The 18,022-nt window shown below is 53.9% G+C and carries 17 protein-coding genes and 1 pseudogene; 6 read left to right on the forward strand and 12 right to left on the reverse strand.

Translation table 11 applies throughout. The features are described 5' to 3' along the window. Positions 1-20: 20 nt before the first annotated feature. A complete protein-coding gene (locus ACJ69_RS08915) occupies positions 21-479 on the forward strand; it encodes a DUF986 family protein (protein ID WP_054829575.1) in 459 nt (152 codons plus the stop codon). A gap of 397 nt (positions 480-876) precedes the next feature. Continuing rightward, the gene (mntP, locus tag ACJ69_RS08920) at positions 877-1,443 is read left to right on the forward strand and encodes a manganese efflux pump MntP (protein WP_029741998.1); all 567 of its coding nucleotides are present in this window, start codon (positions 877-879) and stop codon (positions 1,441-1,443) included. Here the strand turns inward: mntP and rlmA are convergent. From rlmA to mgrB, 7 genes and pseudogenes are all read right to left on the reverse strand, one after another. Next, complete coding sequence (gene rlmA / locus ACJ69_RS08925) at positions 1,440-2,255, reverse strand: 23S rRNA (guanine(745)-N(1))-methyltransferase (RefSeq protein WP_059346918.1); 816 nt, start codon at positions 2,253-2,255, stop codon at positions 1,440-1,442. The genes mntP and rlmA overlap by 4 nt on opposite strands. A gap of 65 nt (positions 2,256-2,320) precedes the next feature. Continuing rightward, a complete protein-coding gene (ftsI, locus tag ACJ69_RS08930) occupies positions 2,321-4,039 on the reverse strand; it encodes a peptidoglycan glycosyltransferase FtsI (protein WP_047647460.1) in 1,719 nt (572 codons plus the stop codon). A 219-nt stretch (positions 4,040-4,258) separates the two neighbouring features. Continuing rightward, positions 4,259-4,468: a transcription antiterminator/RNA stability regulator CspE gene (gene cspE / locus ACJ69_RS08935; protein WP_001062678.1), complete on the reverse strand. Its 210-nt coding sequence runs from the start codon at positions 4,466-4,468 to the stop codon at positions 4,259-4,261. A gap of 13 nt (positions 4,469-4,481) precedes the next feature. Beyond that, positions 4,482-4,626: pseudogene (locus ACJ69_RS08940) on the reverse strand (DUF2627 domain-containing protein). Positions 4,627-5,151: 525 nt separating this feature from the next. After that, positions 5,152-6,141, reverse strand: coding sequence for an MBL fold metallo-hydrolase (locus tag ACJ69_RS08945; protein WP_059346919.1), 990 nt, complete (start codon positions 6,139-6,141; stop codon positions 5,152-5,154). A 23-nt stretch (positions 6,142-6,164) separates the two neighbouring features. Next, a complete protein-coding gene (locus tag ACJ69_RS08950; RefSeq protein ID WP_029741994.1) occupies positions 6,165-6,455 on the reverse strand; it encodes a YebO family protein in 291 nt (96 codons plus the stop codon). Between the two features lie 74 nt (positions 6,456-6,529). Next, positions 6,530-6,673 carry a PhoP/PhoQ regulator MgrB gene (mgrB, locus tag ACJ69_RS08955; RefSeq protein WP_006175995.1) on the reverse strand — a complete coding sequence of 48 codons (144 nt, stop codon included), beginning with the start codon at positions 6,671-6,673 and terminating at the stop codon, positions 6,530-6,532. Between the two features lie 161 nt (positions 6,674-6,834). Here mgrB and ACJ69_RS08960 point away from each other — a divergent pair, with 161 nt between their 5' ends. Further along, the gene (locus ACJ69_RS08960; protein WP_054829576.1) at positions 6,835-7,074 is read left to right on the forward strand and encodes a YobH family protein; all 240 of its coding nucleotides are present in this window, start codon (positions 6,835-6,837) and stop codon (positions 7,072-7,074) included. Positions 7,075-7,142: 68 nt separating this feature from the next. On the opposite strand, the gene kdgR is transcribed toward ACJ69_RS08960, so the two are convergent. After that, on the reverse strand, positions 7,143-7,934 hold the full coding sequence (gene kdgR / locus ACJ69_RS08965) for a DNA-binding transcriptional regulator KdgR (protein ID WP_054829577.1): 792 nt from the start codon (positions 7,932-7,934) through the stop codon (positions 7,143-7,145). A 179-nt stretch (positions 7,935-8,113) separates the two neighbouring features. Between kdgR and ACJ69_RS08970 the strand changes: the two genes are divergently transcribed. Beyond that, on the forward strand, positions 8,114-9,487 hold the full coding sequence (locus ACJ69_RS08970; protein WP_059346920.1) for an MFS transporter: 1,374 nt from the start codon (positions 8,114-8,116) through the stop codon (positions 9,485-9,487). A gap of 50 nt (positions 9,488-9,537) precedes the next feature. Here the strand turns inward: ACJ69_RS08970 and htpX are convergent, their stop codons facing one another. The 4 genes from htpX to ACJ69_RS08990 all read right to left on the reverse strand — a co-directional run bounded on the left by htpX (position 9,538) and on the right by ACJ69_RS08990 (position 13,961). Beyond that, positions 9,538-10,419, reverse strand: a complete 882-nt coding sequence (gene htpX, locus ACJ69_RS08975) for a protease HtpX (RefSeq protein ID WP_014884290.1) — start codon at positions 10,417-10,419, stop codon at positions 9,538-9,540. A gap of 193 nt (positions 10,420-10,612) precedes the next feature. Beyond that, a complete protein-coding gene (gene prc, locus ACJ69_RS08980; protein WP_059346921.1) occupies positions 10,613-12,661 on the reverse strand; it encodes a carboxy terminal-processing peptidase in 2,049 nt (682 codons plus the stop codon). Positions 12,662-12,680: 19 nt separating this feature from the next. Continuing rightward, entirely contained in the window at positions 12,681-13,367 is a 687-nt protein-coding gene (proQ, locus tag ACJ69_RS08985; protein WP_023336085.1) for an RNA chaperone ProQ, read from the reverse strand. A 96-nt stretch (positions 13,368-13,463) separates the two neighbouring features. Next, positions 13,464-13,961 carry a GAF domain-containing protein gene (locus ACJ69_RS08990; RefSeq protein WP_008500476.1) on the reverse strand — a complete coding sequence of 166 codons (498 nt, stop codon included), beginning with the start codon at positions 13,959-13,961 and terminating at the stop codon, positions 13,464-13,466. A gap of 132 nt (positions 13,962-14,093) precedes the next feature. Between ACJ69_RS08990 and yebS the strand changes: the two genes are divergently transcribed. Together yebS and ACJ69_RS09000 are read left to right on the forward strand one after the other, a co-directional pair. Further along, entirely contained in the window at positions 14,094-15,377 is a 1,284-nt protein-coding gene (yebS, locus tag ACJ69_RS08995) for a membrane integrity lipid transport subunit YebS (protein WP_059346922.1), read from the forward strand. Continuing rightward, positions 15,346-17,979 carry a PqiB family protein gene (locus ACJ69_RS09000; RefSeq protein ID WP_054829579.1) on the forward strand — a complete coding sequence of 878 codons (2,634 nt, stop codon included), beginning with the start codon at positions 15,346-15,348 and terminating at the stop codon, positions 17,977-17,979. The genes yebS and ACJ69_RS09000 overlap by 32 nt, the downstream gene beginning before the upstream one ends. The last annotated feature ends 43 nt before the right edge of the window (positions 17,980-18,022 follow it).

Consider the following 18,022-nt stretch of genomic DNA (forward strand, 5'->3'; position numbering starts at 1 on the left):
TTTTTTTATCTGGAGGATGAATGACTGTCACGGACATCGTACTGGTTTTATTTATTGCTGCCCTTCTGGCTTACGCGATCTATGACGAATTCATCATGCCCCGCCGTCACGGCGAGACGCTGCTCTCCCTTCCCCTTCTGCGACGCGGGCGCGTGGATGCGTTTATCTTCGCGGGTCTCATCGCTATTCTTATTTACAATAACGTCACCGGCCATGGTGCAATATTAACCACATGGTTATTATGTGCGCTGGCATTAATGGCGGTTTATCTGTTCTGGATCCGCACGCCGAAAATCATTTTTAAATCCCGCGGATTTTTCTTCGCCAATGTGTGGATAGAATATAACCGTATTAAAGAGATGAATTTATCCGAAGACGGTGTGCTGGTGATGCAATTAGAACAACGCCGCCTGCTTGTTCGGGTGAAGAATATTGACGACCTGGAAAAGATTTACAATTTACTCGTTAAAACTCAATGATTTAAATATATAGCAATGGCTATACTCTGTGTTTATCTTGCGCAAGAAATATAGCCTAAGCTATATCCCCTTCGTTAATTTGTTCTCTATTTGTTAACGATACTTTCACGCTTAAAGACAAATGAAAATCGTTATCACCAAGCGTTTAAATAATGCCTCTTCGTTGTTGTTTTATATTCTCAAAATATGTTAAGGTTGCGCCCGTCGTTGGGGAGTAGCCGATTTCCTGTTCGCAGGAAATGTACGTGTCAACATACTCGTTGAAAAACGTGGCGCGTACGGATCGCTGACAGCACATCTTATGTGCGGCGCGATCAGGCGAGACCATAGATACATCAACTGCTGTTTACTGGGGGCAGTGATGTGTCATATGGATATCCCCGGTCTGGACGCTGTTATGAATATCTCCGCTACGATCCTTCTCGCTTTTGGCATGTCCATGGACGCATTTGCTGCTTCCATCGGAAAAGGCGCCACGCTCCACAAACCTAAGTTCTCAGAAGCCCTGCGTACCGGCCTCATTTTTGGTGCTATCGAAACGCTTACGCCGCTTATCGGTTGGGGACTTGGCATGCTCGCCAGCCAGTTCGTGCTGGAGTGGAACCACTGGATTGCCTTCGTACTGCTGGTGTTTCTCGGCGGCCGAATGGTGATTGAAGGTTTTCGCGGCGGTGATGATGAAGACGAGGAACCGCAGCACCGCCACGGGTTCTGGCTGCTGGTCACCACGGCGATTGCCACCAGCCTTGATGCGATGGCCGTCGGCGTCGGTCTGGCATTCCTGCAGGTCAATATTATTGCCACCGCGCTGGCCATCGGCTGCGCAACGCTGATCATGTCCACGCTGGGCATGATGGTCGGACGGTTTATCGGCCCGCTGCTGGGTAAACGCGCCGAGATCCTGGGAGGAATTGTGCTGATTGGCATTGGTGCCCAGATCCTCTGGGCACACTTCGCCGGTTAATCCTCGCGCTGCCAGACGTGGATACTGAAATCCGTCTGGCAGTTAAATATTGATTGTACAGCTAACGCTTCCCACACTTCCGGTTTTGCCCGCCACGCGAACGGCGTCATCTGCAGCAACGCGGTTGCCTCTTCTCCTTTCAGCGTCATTTCATACGCCACGCTTTGCTCCTGCTTCAGGCTAAAACCGGCCAGCTGTTCAGAATGAGGGGCATGGAGACGCACTTCGTCGTAGATCAGCCCTTTCAGCTCCATCAGATGACGCGGGCCCGGCGTTACGGTGACCACCCATCCGCCCGGCTTCACCACGCGAGCCAGCTCTTCCGCCTTGCAGGGCGCGTAAATGCGGATAACAGCGTCCATGCTGGCATCGTCAAACGGCAGCCGGTGGCTGGATGCCACGCAGAACGTCACGTCCGCGTAACGCTTTGCCGCCGCGCGAATGGCCACTTTCGACACGTCAAGACCGAATGTCAACGCGCCCTTCTCACGGGCGATCCCGGCAAAGCGTGCGGTGTAGTACCCTTCCCCGCAGCCGATATCGAGCATGGCGGTGGCTGAACCCGGCAGGATGTCATTCAGCATCTGCGCGACGGTCTCCCGCAGCGGCAGATAGTGCCCGGCATCCAGAAACGCGCGGCGCGCCTGCATCATCTCTGCACTGTCGCCTGGATCGCGGGAGCGCTTATGCTGCACCGGCAGAAGATTCACGTAGCCTTCTTTTGCCATATCAAACTGATGCCCCTGCGGACAGGTATAACTTTTATCTGAATGCGTCAGGGGGGCGTGGCAAAGGGGACAGCTGAAGGACATGGTGACTCCGGAGCATAATCAAAGGGCGAAGTGTACCGCTATTCGCCCTGGTTATAAACGCCCGGTTAACGCATAACGATAAGGTGATCGGAGCCCGCCGGTAACCCGTCAGGTTTCACATTCTCCAGACGCAGCACGTTACCCATAATCTCGCTGAAGACAGGCGCGGAAACGGCACCGCCGTAGTAGGCGCCATTTTGCGGATCGTTAATCACCACCACCAGGGCAAAACGCGGATCGCTGGCGGGCGCAACGCCGGCCGTATAGGCGACGTATTTATCGACGTACTTCCCGCTGTCGTCAATTTTCTTCGCCGTACCGGTTTTCACCGCCACCCGGTAATCACGAACGGCGGCCTTAACGCCCCCGCCGCCGGGCAGCGCAACGCTCTCCATCATGTGCTCCACCTCGTGCGCGATCTCTTCCGGCATGACGCGGTGCCCGATAACGGGTGGATCGATACGCGTAATCGAGAGAGGTCGCTCGAGCCCGAAGCCGCCGATCGTGGCGTAGACGTGCGCCAGCTGGAGCGGCGTCACCATCAGCCCGTAGCCGAAGGCAAAGGTCGCACGATCGAGCTGGCTCCAGTATTTACGATTTGGCAACAGCCCCGAGCTCTCGCCCGTTAAGCCAAGCCCCGTATTCGTGCCAAACCCAAAGTTTCTATAGGTATCAATAAGATGCTGGACAGGCATTGCCAGGGAGAGTCGGGAAACGCCGGTGTCGCTCGATTTTTGCAGGATCCCGGTCATCGTCAGTTCAGGATAATAGCCCACGTCGCGGATACGATGCCCGGCAAGGGTGTACGGGTGAGTGTCAATCACACTGTCCGGCTGGACCAGGCCCTGCTGTAGAGCCGTCATCAGCACCAGCGGCTTGACCGTCGAACCGGGTTCGAACGTATCGCTGATGGCGCGATTACGAAAATCGTTTATCGTCGCGCCTTCCCGATTATTGGGGTTGAAATCCGGATAGCTCGCCATGGCGAGTATTTCCCCGGTTGGGATATTAATTAGCACCGATGCACCAGACTCGGCCTTGTTCCAGGCCACGGCATTATCGAGCGCATCTTCGGTGATGGTTTGCAGCCGCTCGTCGATACTTAACTGGATGTTATGCGCCGGCGCGGGCGCCACTTCCGTCAGGTTTTCAACCACGCGACCGTAGCGGTCTTCCCTTACCTGCCGTACTCCGGCTTTGCCGGTCAGCTGCGCGTTAAAGCTTTTTTCCACGCCTTCAATGCCCTGCCCGTCAATATTGGTGAAGCCAATCAGGTTCGCTGCCACATGGCCGGCAGGATAAAAACGGCGGGATTCATCGCGTAAATTGATGCCGGGCAGATTCAGCTTATCGATCCACTTTGCCTGTGCGGGATCGACCTGACGGGCAAGATAAATAAAACGCCCCTGCGGGTTGGCGTTGATTCGCGCCGAAAGTGTGCCCAGGGAGAGATGCAGCGCACTTGCCAACGCCTGCCAGCGTTCGTCAATGCCAACGCCTCCTTTTGCCAGCACCGTTTTAGGATCGGCCCAGACGGCCCGGACGGGCACGCTCACCGCCAGGGGGCGACCTTCGCGATCCATTATCATGCCGCGCGGCGCATCAATCGCCAGCTGGCGAAGGGAGCGCATATCTTCCTGCTTCACCAGATTGTCAGGCTTGATGATTTGCAGCCAGGCAACGCGGCCCAGCAAAAAAGCCAGACTACAAAAAATAGCTAAACAGAGCAGCACAAAACGCGCTGGCGTGAAATTGCCAGCGGTCGTTATCAATTTCTTCTTCACCTGAACCCCAGGACTGTTAAACAACGCCCTGATTTAACGGGAAAAGATGGGTTTAAGGTGGCAAAACAGTGCTACTAACCTCGCAGCTTTGCAACAAGTTACTAACAAGACCGCGAATGGTAATATTTTGAAAGATAAGGGACATAAAAAAGCCCCGCGTTATGCGAGGCTTTATGTCTGAGATTGAAGTGCTAAGCGCTTCAGTCAGCAGCGGTTCGATCAGATAGCAGTTACGTTAACTGCAGCTGGGCCTTTCTGGCCATCCTGAATTTCGAACTCAACGTTCTGGCCTTCAGCCAGAGTTTTGAAGCCGTTACCCTGGATTGCAGAGAAGTGTACGAACACGTCTTTGCTGCCGTCAGCAGGAGTAATGAAACCAAAACCTTTAGACTCGTTGAACCACTTAACTTGACCTTTAATCTTTGCCATTTTGCAAAATTCCTTAGAGTGTTTTCTTAGCCCGCAGGCATTAACTGAGATAAAACTGAGACATTACTGCATGAGGCACTAATATAAGGTTCGGCAGAGAAGCGGTATTCAACGACAACGTGTTTACTCAGGACTTCTTTACTGAAAATGCCACACATAAACAGAACTGTACCTCGTTTGACCCAAAACGTGTTATCACACACTATGTTTAATATGGCAAGCCATTTTTAAACATGTCTCGATCCGCCGCACAAATTCGAACAGTGCCTGTCAGGTTTTGCACAATTATGCGCATCACTCACAGACAGCTCTGCTGCGTAACAAAGACCCAGCGTTGCTTTCACAAGCGCTGTAATCTAAGACTTTTTTAACATAGCTCAATCATTACGAAGCGTCCAGCAACCGGGAAAAGAAATCTTACGTCCTGATTGAGTTAGAACAATTTGTGAAAACTTATGCTTAAATCATTGTAACGCGACCAAATTGTTTCAGAGAAAAAACACTGTTAATAACCCGCGCCGAACTGTATTAAAATGCACCAGCTAATAAACAGTGTTATGCACCAAAATAATGAAATTTTTATGACTCTGCATCAAAAGAAGGCAAGCAAAACGTTTCGATAAAAATAAAACATTCCTGCACGCGTTTACATACAGAATATATGCACTACGTTATCGCTTCGTTTATAAGGATAAATATTCACCAACTTTCAGTATCCTGAAAGAATGATTAACCGGTGCTAAATTATCTAGCGCGTCAGTTAACTCCCGCACAGGTTCATCGAGGGCTTCATCTGCCAGTTCAAACACGCCCCAGTGAATGGGAAACGCCAGAGGACAACCCAGCTGCTGCCACAATGCCACCGCAGATTGCGGATCCATATGATGGACAGCCATGAACCATCGTGGGGCATAGGCACCTATTGGTAACGCGGCAGCATCGATATGGCCAACGCGTTCAGGTATCAACAGCAGTTCAGGCGAATACCCCGTATCTCCGCTGAACCAGAAACGATGATGTCGACCTTCCATAACCCAGCCGCACCATAATGAGCGATTGCGGTTCCATGGCGTGCGCATACTCCAGTGCTGTGCCGGTACGGCGGTCAGCGTCATCCCCTGCCAGGTAAAGCTCTGCCACCAGTCGAGCTCAACCACGCGTTTTGCCCCACGGCGGCGAAACCAGTCGGCCAGGCCCAGCGGAACAAAAAAACTGACCTCGGGGAAGCGTTTGAGAATACGGCGAATGGTCGCATCATCAAGATGATCGTAATGATTATGGGAGATGACGACCGCATCAAGCTGATTGAGTTGACTGACTGACAGCGCGGGAGGCGTTTTGCGCTGTGGTCCCAGGAAAGGGAGTGGAGAAGCGCGCCGTGAAAAAACCGGATCGGTAAGGATGATATTGCCGTCCAGCTGCAGCATTACGCTCGCGTGTCCCAGCCACCATACCCCATCTTCATGAGGTTGCGTAAGCTCAACCGGTTGCCACCACTGTTGGATAAAGTCTTCATAGCCCAGCGCGGGTGGCTTCGGTAAACCGGCCTCTTTACGCGCTTTACGCCAGCGGTCAAGATCGCCGGGTTGATGTCCGACAGGATCGGTATTACGAAAACCGTTCGGGGTGTGATGTTTCAGGGAGGGGTCATACCAGGGATTTTTCCAGACCACAGCCACCTCCCAGCATAAAAAGATTAACGCTCAGCCACCAGGCGGATAAAGTCGTCTTCGTCTTTGCTATCTTCAGCGACCGCGTCTTTCGGCGCGTCTTTCTCTTCCGGTTCGTTAGCCTCACACAGACGGCGTAGCAGCGCATTCTGACGTTTTTGCTGATCGAGCAGCGCTTCCAGCAGTTCAATCTGCTCGTTAGTACGGGAACTGGCGCGGTTCACGAAAAACCAAATGACCAGGCCCACAAGCAGAACAACCAAAGAAATCATCAGGGATGCCATATTCAGCAGCCCTGAATTCAGTAACTCACCCATTTCACCACCTCAATAAAAACGTCTATTTTACCACTGGCGCGAAGGAAGGAAATCACCTTGAGAAAAAATGCGTATTACCACGGAATAAACTTATTGATTGCGCAAACGCCGCTAAAAAACTGTACATCCTGATCGCACATCACATTGATCGTCTGCGTCCATAACACCACGCACGCTATCAGCACGATAATCAGAATTACCCAGCGTATTTTTTTCACTCCACACTCCGTCTAAAAACCTGATGTAACGAGGTTATCACGCTTATCTTAAACAAGGACTAACTGTACCGCCATCGCACTTTTTTCAGAATCCTGCACTTGTTTCATCGTGTAAACCGTTTAGGCTAGCTTTATGATAACAACGACAAAAGAGGTTAATGATGCGCTTAATCATTCGAACAATTATTGCGCTGGCCATCGTCTGGATTGGCCTTCTGCTTACGGGTTATGGCGTGCTTGTGGGAAGCACCGAAAACGCAGCCGGGTTAGGGATTCAATTTAAATATTTAACAGCACAGGGCGTGAGCACTGCGCAATATTTGCATACTGACAGCGGGATCGTTGGCTTGACCAACTGTCCGGTCCTGCGAAAGACATCCGTCGTGATTGATAATGGCTAATCAGCCGGTGACATGACTGATATAAAAAACGCCGCAACAGATGCGGCGTTTTTTTATGCGAGCAGAGATTAAAACGGGTAGTCGTGATAACCCATTTGTTCAGAAATCTTACGTGCGGCAGTGTGCAGAATAGCCACATACTCATGCAGGCGCTCTTCGGAGAAGCGTAAGGTTGGGAAGGAGATACTTAAGCCCGCGATTACTACGCCAAAGCGGTCAAACACCGGAACGCCGATGCAGCGCAGCCCTTCTTCCTGCTCTTCGTTATCTTCGCCATACCCCTGCTCGCGTACGCAATCGAGCACCGTTAACAGCGCGTCAGTGCTGGTAATGGTTCGTGAAGTACTTTGCTTGTATTCCACGCCTTCAAGGATCTGCTTCACTTCTTCACGATCGCGCCACGCCAGCAGAACCTTACCAATCGCGGTGCTGTAGAGCGGGTTGCGACGACCAATGCGCGAGTACATGCGCAGATTGTACATGGAGTCGATTTTATGGATGTAAACAATGCTGTCTTCATCCAGCGCACCGAGATGGATGGTCTCTTTGGTCAGGCGAGAGATTTCACGCATCTGAATATCGGCGCTGCGGATCAGGTCAACATTTTGTAGCGCACGGGCGCCCAGCTCAAACAACTTCAGCGTCAGAGAGTATTTTTCAGATTCGCCTTCCTGGGCAACGTAGCCCAGCGACTTCATGGTTTGCAAAAAGCGATATACGGTGCTTTTAGACATCATCACGCGCTGCGACAACTCTGTAATACCTATTTCACGCTCTTCCCCCAGCGCCTGTAAGATGCCAAACACCTTCAGCACGGAAGAAACAGAATCTGGCTGTTTATCCAAATCCGCAATAGCCATTTACCACCTCATAGAGAGTGTTTTATAAAAATCAGAACCGGTTTTTATTATAAGTTCCCGTCATGTCACCTGCAATCAATCCACGTTTACTTCGTTACAAATCTGCGACATATCGCAGCTGTAACAATGCTAAAATAGTTACCCTGAGAATAATTTCACGCTGAGCTTTTTTAATCCTAATGGAAAAGACCCTTTCCGATGGCCTGCCTTTACCCCAGCGGTATGGCGCTATAGCGACCATCATTATCGGTATCTCAATGGCCGTCCTTGACGGCGCAATTGCGAACGTTGCCCTGCCAACCATCGCCAGCGACCTGCATGCCTCTCCCGCCAGTTCGATATGGATCGTTAACGCCTATCAGATTGCGATTGTGGTTTCCCTGCTCTCGTTCTCTTTCCTGGGCGATATGTTCGGTTACCGTCGGGTGTATCAGTGCGGTCTGGTGGTTTTCACCTTCACGTCCTTGCTATGCGCCCTTTCAGATTCACTGCATACCCTGACGCTTGCCCGCATCGCGCAGGGTTTTGGCGGCGCGGCGCTCATGAGCGTAAACACGGCGTTGATCCGCTTAATTTATCCGCAGCGTCATCTGGGGCGCGGCATGGGGATAAACTCGTTTATTGTCGCCGTCTCTTCCGCCGCCGGGCCAACTATTGCGGCGGCGATCCTTTCCGTTGCGTCATGGCAATGGCTGTTTGCTATTAACGTGCCGCTGGGCATTGTCGCTATATTCTTTGCCCTGCGCTTTCTTCCCGCTAACGGCCCTAAAAGCACCATGCCGCGATTCGATGTGGCGAGTGCGGTGATGAATGCCCTGACCTTTGGCCTGCTGATTACGGCGCTGAGCGGCTTTGCGCAGGGACAGTCTCTGATGCTTACCGCCGCGGAGCTCATCGCCCTGCTGGCGATCGGCTTCTTCTTTGTTCGCCGCCAGCTCACTCTCCCTGTGCCTTTACTGCCGGTCGATCTGCTGCGTATTCCCCTCTTTTCCCTCTCCATTTGCACGTCTGTCTGCTCGTTCTGCGCCCAAATGCTGGCTCTGGTTTCTCTGCCCTTCTTTCTGCAGAGCGTGGTCGGCCGTTCAGAAGTGGAGACCGGCCTGCTGTTAACCCCCTGGCCGCTGGCGACCATGGTGATGGCGCCGCTGGCAGGTTACTTAATTGAACGCGTCCATGCCGGTTTCCTGGGAGCATTGGGGCTTGCGGTGATGGCGACAGGCCTTTTCGCGCTGGCACTGCTACCGTCCTCGCCAACCGATCTGGACATCATCTGGCGCATGATCCTGTGCGGCGCAGGGTTTGGCCTGTTCCAGTCCCCTAACAATCACACCATCATCACCTCCGCGCCGCGCCATCGCAGCGGAGGTGCCAGCGGCATGCTGGGAACCGCTCGCCTTCTGGGGCAAAGCAGCGGCGCGGCGCTGGTCGCCCTGATGTTTAACCTCGCCGGGCAAAACGGCAACCATGTTGCGCTTCTCACCGCAGGTGCCCTTGCCTCGCTCGCGGCGGTCGTCAGCGGCCTGCGTGTGACCCAGCCCAGGGTTCAGGCATAAAAAAAGCCGGGCGGAGAGTTCTCCTGCCCGGCTTATTAGGGTTCTTAGCGTTACTTCAGGTATTCCCCACTGCGCAGCGCTTCGATACGTTTATCCAGCGGCGGGTGAGACATAAACAGCTCGCTCAGCGATTTGGATTTACCGTTAATGCAGAAGGCCATCATGCTGTTCGCTTCCTGCGGCTCATAGCTGGTTTTCAGACGCTGCAGCGCGGCAATCATCTTCTCACGACCAACCAGCTTCGCCGAGCCGGCATCCGCGTGGAATTCACGGTGGCGGGAGAACCACATGGTGATGATGCTGGCCAGAATACCGAATACCAGTTCCAGAACCATCGAAACGGCGAAGTAGATCAGCGGGTTGCCGTTGCTCTCTTCACCTTCGTCACGGTTTCCGCCCATAAAGCCTGCCGCGATCTGCGCCAGAATACGGGAGATGAAGATCACGAAGGTGTTCACCACGCCCTGAATCAGGGTCATGGTCACCATGTCACCGTTGGCGATATGGCTGATTTCGTGAGCAATAACCGCTTCGGCTTCGTCACGACTCATGTTCTGCAGCAATCCGGTGCTGACGGCAACCAGTGACGCATCGCGACGGGCGCCCGTGGCGAAAGCGTTGATGTCCGGGGCATGGTAAATCGCCACCTGCGGCATGGCGATCCCGGCCTGACGGGATTGCTGAGCCACCGTATTCATCAGCCACTGTTCCATATCGTTACGCGGCTGTTCAATAACCTCACCACCCACCGATTTCAGTGCCATCCACTTCGACATCAGCAGGGAGATGAACGAGCCACCAAAACCAAACAGCAGCGCCATAATCAACAGACCCTGAACGCTGCTCGACTGAATTCCTGTCAGGCTTAGCACGAGCCCGAAAACCACCATGACCGCCAGGTTGGTGAGCAGGAAGAGCGCGATTCGCATCATAATTTTCTTTTTACCTCAGTTTAACAAAACGCACTATGCGATTACCCACATCGTATGGGTATTGCGTCTATTTTCAAGCATCCGGCGGGCGTAAGTCACCAGAAAGACACAACTTTACACAATTGGAAATCTGGCTGACGGAAGGATGCAGAACAAAAAGAAACAGGCACAATTTCTTGTGCCTGTTGGGAGGTTATTTTGCCGGAGCGGGCTGTACGGCTGGTTTCTCTTTTTCCTGATTCGCCAGGTCGAGAGCAATATGCACCGTCTCGTCCAGATACGGATCCGGCTCATGGTAATCTTTTGGCAGATCGTCCAGTTTCTTGAGCAGAGGCTTGCCTTCGCGCTTGAAGCGATCGTTGATACGCGCCAGGCGGGTTGCATCGTCTTCGTTGTTCTCTTTCTCACGCTGTGCGTAGTTCAGAGAAACGATATTCCGCTTATCTTTCAGGGCATTGAATCGTGCAATGTCCTTCATGATGTACTGGAACTCCGGATCTTTCGCGATGCGGTCGTTATGCGCTTTCAGCAGTTCTGGGCCAAATTGCGTCATATCACCCGCTTTCACGTAGGTCGCGGCATTGATGCTGTCCCACGGCAAGGCGTTATCTTCAAACTTCTCGCCGGTTTCCGTCTCTTCTGTGCCTGTCGGCATCATGATGTCCGGCGTTACGCCCTTACGCTGCGTACTGCCGCCGTTCACGCGGTAGAATTTCTGAATGGTGTACTGAACCGAGCCCAGCGCAGGCCATTCCGGACGCAGCATCTGATCGTAAATACGATTCAGAGAGCGATATTGCTGAACGGTGCCTTTTCCGAAGGTTGGCTCACCGACAATCAGCGCGCGGCCATAGTCCTGCATTGCAGCGGCAAAGATTTCAGACGCGGAAGCACTGAAGCGGTCAACCAGGACCACCAGCGGGCCTTTGTAGTAGACCACACCGTCGTTGTCGGCATCTTCACGCACTTTACCGTTGTTATCGCGCACCTGAACCACAGGACCTGATGGAATGAACAGACCGGAGAGTGAAACCGCTTCCGTCAGCGCCCCGCCGCCGTTACTGCGCAGGTCGATGATAATGCTGCTGACGTTCTGCTTTTCAAGCTTCTGCAGCTGTACCTTCACATCGTCAGTCAGCCCCACGTAGAAGCCAGGAATATCCAGAACACCCACCTTCTCTTTACCCACGGTTTTCACCGACATTTTCACCGCGCGGTCTTCCAGACGGATACGCTCGCGGGTCAGGGTAACGATACGGGTTTTGGTGCCTTTACCGGCAGGCAGAATTTCCAGACGAACCTTGCTGCCTTTCGGACCTTTGATCAGCGCAACCACGTCATCGAGACGCCAGCCGATCACGTCGACCATGTTCTGGCCGGTTTGTCCTACACCCACAATGCGATCGCCTACGCTAATCGCTTTGCTTTTGGATGCCGGGCCACCCGCGACCATGGAATTGATCACCGTGTAATCATCGTCCATCTGCAGCACCGCGCCGATACCTTCCAGAGACAGGCTCATCTCGGTATTGAACTGTTCGGTGTTGCGCGGAGAGAGATAGTTGGTGTGCGGATCGATTTCGTGAGCAAAGGCGGTCATGGCCAGCGAGAAGACATCCTCACTGTTGGTCTGGGCCAGACGACGAATGGCGAATTTGTAACGACGCGTCAGCGTGTCACGGATCTCTTTTTCGTCTTTGCCGGTCAGCTTAAGACTCAGTTCGTCGTATTTAACTTTACCGTCCCACAGCGCATTCAACTCGGCCTCATCTTTCGGCCAGGGTGCTTTACTGCGATCCAGATTAAAGGTGTCAGTGCCGGTGAAGTCCATCGGACGTTCCAGCACTTTCAGCGCGTACTGATAGCGTTCAAAGCGGCGCTTTTGCGACAGGTTGTAGAGATCGTAGAACAGATCCAGCTTGCCTGAACGCAACTCGTCACCCACCTCGGATTTGCGCTTAGCGAACTGCTCGACATCGCTGGCGAGCAAAACGTTATGGCTGTAATCCAGCAAGTTCAGATAGCGGTCAAAGATTTTGGCCGAAAAGGCCTGATCGAGATCGAACTGACGATAGTGCGAGCGGGTAAAACGTGAGGTCACGCGCTCGCTCACCGTCGCGTGCTGCGTCTCTTCCTTGAGTACCGGAATTTGATCAACACGCGTGATATCGTCCACTGCAAAAGCGTGACCTGTTATGGCAAACAGGCCCGCCAGCGCGGTGAGCTTAAAAAAAGTGTTCATGCCAGGCTTGGCCTCCGTTTCAGAACAACAAGTGTTCTGCGCGTACAATCATTGACATACCAGAAGTCAGCTGTACACGAACGCCATCTTTGGTGATTTCCAGTACGGTGGCGTCCATAGCATTGTTACCCGCTTTTACCTTCAGCGCCTGACCTACGCTCAGGGCGTTAATGTCAGAAACCGGCGTATGGCGCGGCTCTTCACGAGGGGCACGCGGGGCTTTTGCTGCTGGTTTGTCTGCACGCGGTTTGCGATCGTTATTATCGTGACGACGCGGCGCAGGGCGTGGTTTACGCTCACGACGAGGCGCTTCTTCCTGGCCGTTTGCCGCTGCGGCTTCGCGTTTTTTCGCCTGCTGTTCTGCACGTTGTGCCTGAACGCGTGCTTTGGCTTCTTCAAGCTGCTTGCGCGCGTGCTCAACGTGCTGCTCGTCCAGCTCACCACACGGGTTGCCGTCGAGATCCACGCGGGTCGCGCCAGCTTTGATACCGTACAGGTAACGCCAGCTCGAAGTATAAAGACGTAAGGCGGAACGCAGCTGAGTTTTGCTGAGGTTCATTTCCCCTTCAACACGCGCCACCAGATCCTGAAAAATACCGACTTTCAGGGGACGAGCTTCACCTTCCGCGCTGAAGCACTGCGGGAAACGCTCGGCCAGAAATGCGATAACTTCTTTACTGCTATTCAACTTAGGTTGATTTTCCATGAAATTTCCTGATTACAACGGACGTTGCCAACAAGCGCAGGCATGAACAGGCGTCATTATAATGACGCTATCAGTAAATGCTACGTTATCCGTTGATTATCCTGCGACGCTCGCAAAGAATTTTTGATAATCGGTTGCAGCGAGTACGTTTTCCAGATTCGCCACCAGCTCGCGTAGCCCCTGTTCGTCCTCGGTTGTAAAGCGACTGAAGACCGTGCTGTCGATATCCAGAACGCCAATAATCTGATTTTTCACCACCAGCGGCAGAACGATTTCAGAATTACTGGCAGCATCACAGGCAATGTGCCCGTCAAACGCATGAACGTCTTCCACACGCTGGACCTGATTCTCAGCCACCGCCGTGCCGCATACGCCACGCCCTACCGGAATACGCACGCAGGCCAGTTTGCCCTGGAACGGACCGAGCACCAGCGTTTCACCTTCCAGGAGGTAAAAGCCGGCCCAGTTCACGTCAGAGAGACGTTCAAACAGCAATGCGCTAGTATTTGCCAGAGTGGCTAAGAAGCTGGTCTCACCCGCCATCAATGCCTTAAAATCGCGGTTCAGATCCGCGTAGAATTCTGTTTTGTTCATTATTCAATCACTTAGTTGTCTTACAAATTTACCGCATAGCCTATTAAAATAAGCATTAAATGCGCTCATGCTCAAGATGAATCCGTTCATGAGTTATTATAACTTTCAACAATACTTATTTGTGCGCAGCTGATGGCCTTAAAAACAACCAAAATTACGCCGACAAGAAAGATAACTGTCCATACGGTAAGCGAAGCTTTGCCACGTGCACATTATCAGCGTTGCCCCCAGTGCGATACGCTTTTTATGTTGCCGAAGATGAAATCGCACCAAAGTGCCTTTTGTCCCCGCTGCGACGCCAAAATTCGTGATGGTCGCGACTGGTCGCTAACCCGACTCGCCGCCATGGCCGTCACCATGCTGCTGCTGATGCCCTTCGCCTGGAGCGAACCGCTGCTGAAACTCTACCTGCTTGGGGTACGTATTGACGCCAACGTGCTGCAGGGTATCTGGCAGATGACCCGTCAGGGGGATCCCATCACCGCTGCCATGGTGCTGTTCTGCACCGTTGGCGCGCCGCTGGTGCTGGTCGCCGCCATTGCCTATCTTTGGTTTGGCAATATTCTCGGCATGAACCTTCGCCCGGTGCTGCTGATGCTCGATAAGCTCAAAGAGTGGGTGATGCTGGATATTTATCTGGTGGGCGTGGGCGTTGCGTCAATAAAGGTACAGGACTACGCCTTTTTGCAGCCCGGCATCGGACTCTTTGCTTTCATCAGCCTGGTATTGCTGAGCATACTGACGCTTATCCACCTGAACGTTGAACAGCTCTGGGAACGATTTTACCCTCAGCGCCCCGCCACGCGTCCTGATGAAAATCTGCGCGTCTGTCTGGGATGTCACTATACCGGCCTGCCAGACGCGCGTGGTCGCTGCCCGCGGTGCCACATTCCGTTGAGAGTGCGGCGCAACAACAGCCTGCAAAAATGCTGGGCCGCGCTGATCGCCTCCCTGGTGTTTCTGATCCCAGCCAATATGCTGCCGATTTCCATCATTTACGTGAATGGCGGGCGTCAGGAGGATACTATCCTCTCCGGGATTATCTCCCTTGCGCACAGCAACGTCGGGGTGGCGGCGATCGTCTTTATTGCCAGTATCCTGGTTCCCTTTACCAAAGTGGTGGTGATGTTTACCCTGCTCATCAGCATTCACTTTAAGTGTGAACAAGGCTTACGGACCCGCATTCTGCTGCTGCGGTTCGTCACCTGGATTGGCCGCTGGTCAATGTTAGATCTGTTCGTGATTTCGCTGATGATGTCGCTCATCAATCGCGACCAGCTACTTGCTTTTACAATGGGACCCGCGGCTTTTTATTTCGGCTCTGCGGTGATATTGACTATTCTTGCTGTGGAATGGCTGGATAGCCGCTTACTTTGGGATGCACATGAGTCAGGAAACCCCCGCTTCGCCGACTGAAGCGAGAATTAAAACAAAACGCCGCATTTCGCCATTCTGGTTGCTGCCCGTCATCGCCCTGATGATTGCAGGCTGGCTTATCTGGACGAGCTATGAAGATCGCGGGAGTACCGTCACCATTGATTTCCAGACCGCCGACGGCATCGTCGCCGGGCGAACGCCCGTTCGCTTCCAGGGGGTTGAAGTGGGTACGGTTCAGGACATATCCCTTGGAAAAGGGCTGAACAAGATTCAGGTGCGGGTCAGTATTAAATCTGACATGCAGGATGCCCTGCGCAGCGAAACGCAGTTCTGGCTGGTGACGCCGAAAGCCTCTCTGGCCGGCGTGTCCGGGCTGGATGCGCTCGTGGGCGGTAACTATATCGGCATGATGCCGGGTAAAGGAGAGCCGCAGGATCACTTTGTTGCCCTGGATACACAGCCCAAGTACCGCCTCAACAACGGCGATTTAATGATCCACCTGCAGGCGCCGGATCTCGGTTCTCTGAACAGCGGTTCGCTGGTCTATTTCCGCAAAATCCCGGTTGGCCGCGTGTACGATTACGCGATCAACCCGAATAAACAGGGCGTCACCATCGACGTGCTGATCGAGCGTCGCTTCACCAATCTGGTGAAAAAAGGCAGCCGCTTCTGGAACGTCTCCGGCGTGGATGCGGACGTCAGCCTGAGCGGTGCGAAAGTGAAGCTGGAGAGTCTGGCCGCGCTGGTGAATGGTGCCATTGCCTTTGACTCCCCGGAAAATTCAAGCCCTGCCACCGCGGATGACTCATTTGGATTGTACGCTGACCTGGCGCACAGCCAGCGCGGCGTGCTCGTCAAACTCGCCCTGCCCGATGCTAAGGGGCTAAAAGCCGGTTCGACGCCGCTGATGTATCAGGGGTTGCAGGTTGGTCAGCTCACCAAAATGACGCTCAACCCGGGCGGCTCGGTCACCGGCGAAATGACTGTCGACCCGAGCGTGGTCGATCTCCTGCGCGAGAAAACGCGTATCGAAATGCGCAGTCCAAAGCTCTCTCTGAACGATGCCAGCCTCAGCACGCTGTTGACCGGCAATACGTTTGAGCTCATCCCCGGCGAAGGTGAGCCCAGCAATAGCTTCGTGATTGCCCCGGCGGATAAATCCCTGCTGCAAAAGCCGGGCGTAGTGACGGTCACCCTGAGTGCACCAGAAAGTTACGGTATCGAAGCCGGACAGCCGTTAATTTTACACGGCGTGCAGGTCGGCCAGGTGCTGGAGCGTAAGCTGTCTGCGGATGGCGTGACGTTCTCGGTTGCCATCGATCCGCAGTACAGCGACCTGGTGCACGGTGACAGCAAATTCGTGGTGAACAGTCGCGTCGACGTGAAGGTGGGTCTGGACGGCGTGGAGTTCCTCGGTGCCAGCGCCAGCGAATGGGTTAACGGCGGTATCCGCATTCTGCCCGGCGATAAAGGCCCCGTGCGGGACAGCTATCCGCTGTATGCCAACCTGGAGAAAGCGATTGAAAACAGCCTGAGCGATCTTCCTACCACCACGCTGACGCTAAGCGCCGAGACGCTGCCGGACGTACAGGCGGGATCCGTGGTGCTGTATCGCAAGTTTGAAGTCGGGGAAGTGATCGCCGTTCGCCCGCGTGCGGACGCGTTTGATATCGAACTGCATATCAAGCCGGAGTATCGCAAGCTGCTGACGCCAAACAGCGTCTTCTGGGCCGAAGGCGGCGCAAAAGTTCAGCTTAACGGTAACGGCCTGACCGTGCAGGCCTCCCCGCTGTCACGCGCGCTGCGCGGGGCGATTAGCTTCGATAACCTCAGCGGCGCGGGCGCGAATCTGCGTAAAGGCGATAAGCGTATTCTCTTCCCGTCCGAAACCGCCGCGCGCGCCGTGGGTGGACAGATTACCCTGCACGCGTTTGATGCCGGTAAGCTGGCGGAAGGCATGCCAATCCGCTATCTGGGCATTGATATCGGGCAGATCCAGAAGCTGACGCTGATTACCTCGCGCAACGAGGTGCAGGCCACCGCCGTGCTTTACCCGGAATATGTGCAGACCTTCGCCCGCACGGGTTCGCGCTTCTCGGTGGTGACGCCGCAGATCTCGGCCGCGGGCGTTGAGCATCTCGACACCATTTTGCAGCCGTACATCAACGTTGAGCCGGGCCAGGGCAATGCCCGTCGTGATTTCGAGCTGCAGGAAGCCACGATCACCGACTCGCGCTACCTTGGCGGCCTGAGCATCGTGGTGGAAGTGCCGGAAGCGGGCTCGCTTAGCATCGGCACCCCGGTACTGTTCCGCGGTATTGAAGTGGGTACGGTCACGGGCCTGACGCTGGGCACGCTCTCCGACCGCGTGATGGTGGCGTTACGCATCAGCGAACGCTATCAGCACCTGGTCCGTAATAACTCGGTATTCTGGCTGGCATCCGGCTATTCGCTGGACTTTGGCCTGACGGGAGGCGTGGTGAAAACCGGCACCTTCAACCAGTTCATTCGCGGCGGTATCGCGTTTTCCACGCCGCCGGGCACGCCGCTGGCGCCGAAAGCGCAGCCGGGTAAACACTTCCTGCTGCTCGAAAGCGAACCGAAAGAGTGGCGTGAATGGGGAACCGCCCTGCCGCGTTAATCTGAAAGGCTCCGGTGTCAACGCACCGGAGCCTTTATGTTAC

Origin of the sequence: Enterobacter asburiae, from assembly GCF_001521715.1 — a bacterium.
GTDB classification, from domain to species: Bacteria; Pseudomonadota; Gammaproteobacteria; order Enterobacterales; family Enterobacteriaceae; genus Enterobacter; species Enterobacter asburiae.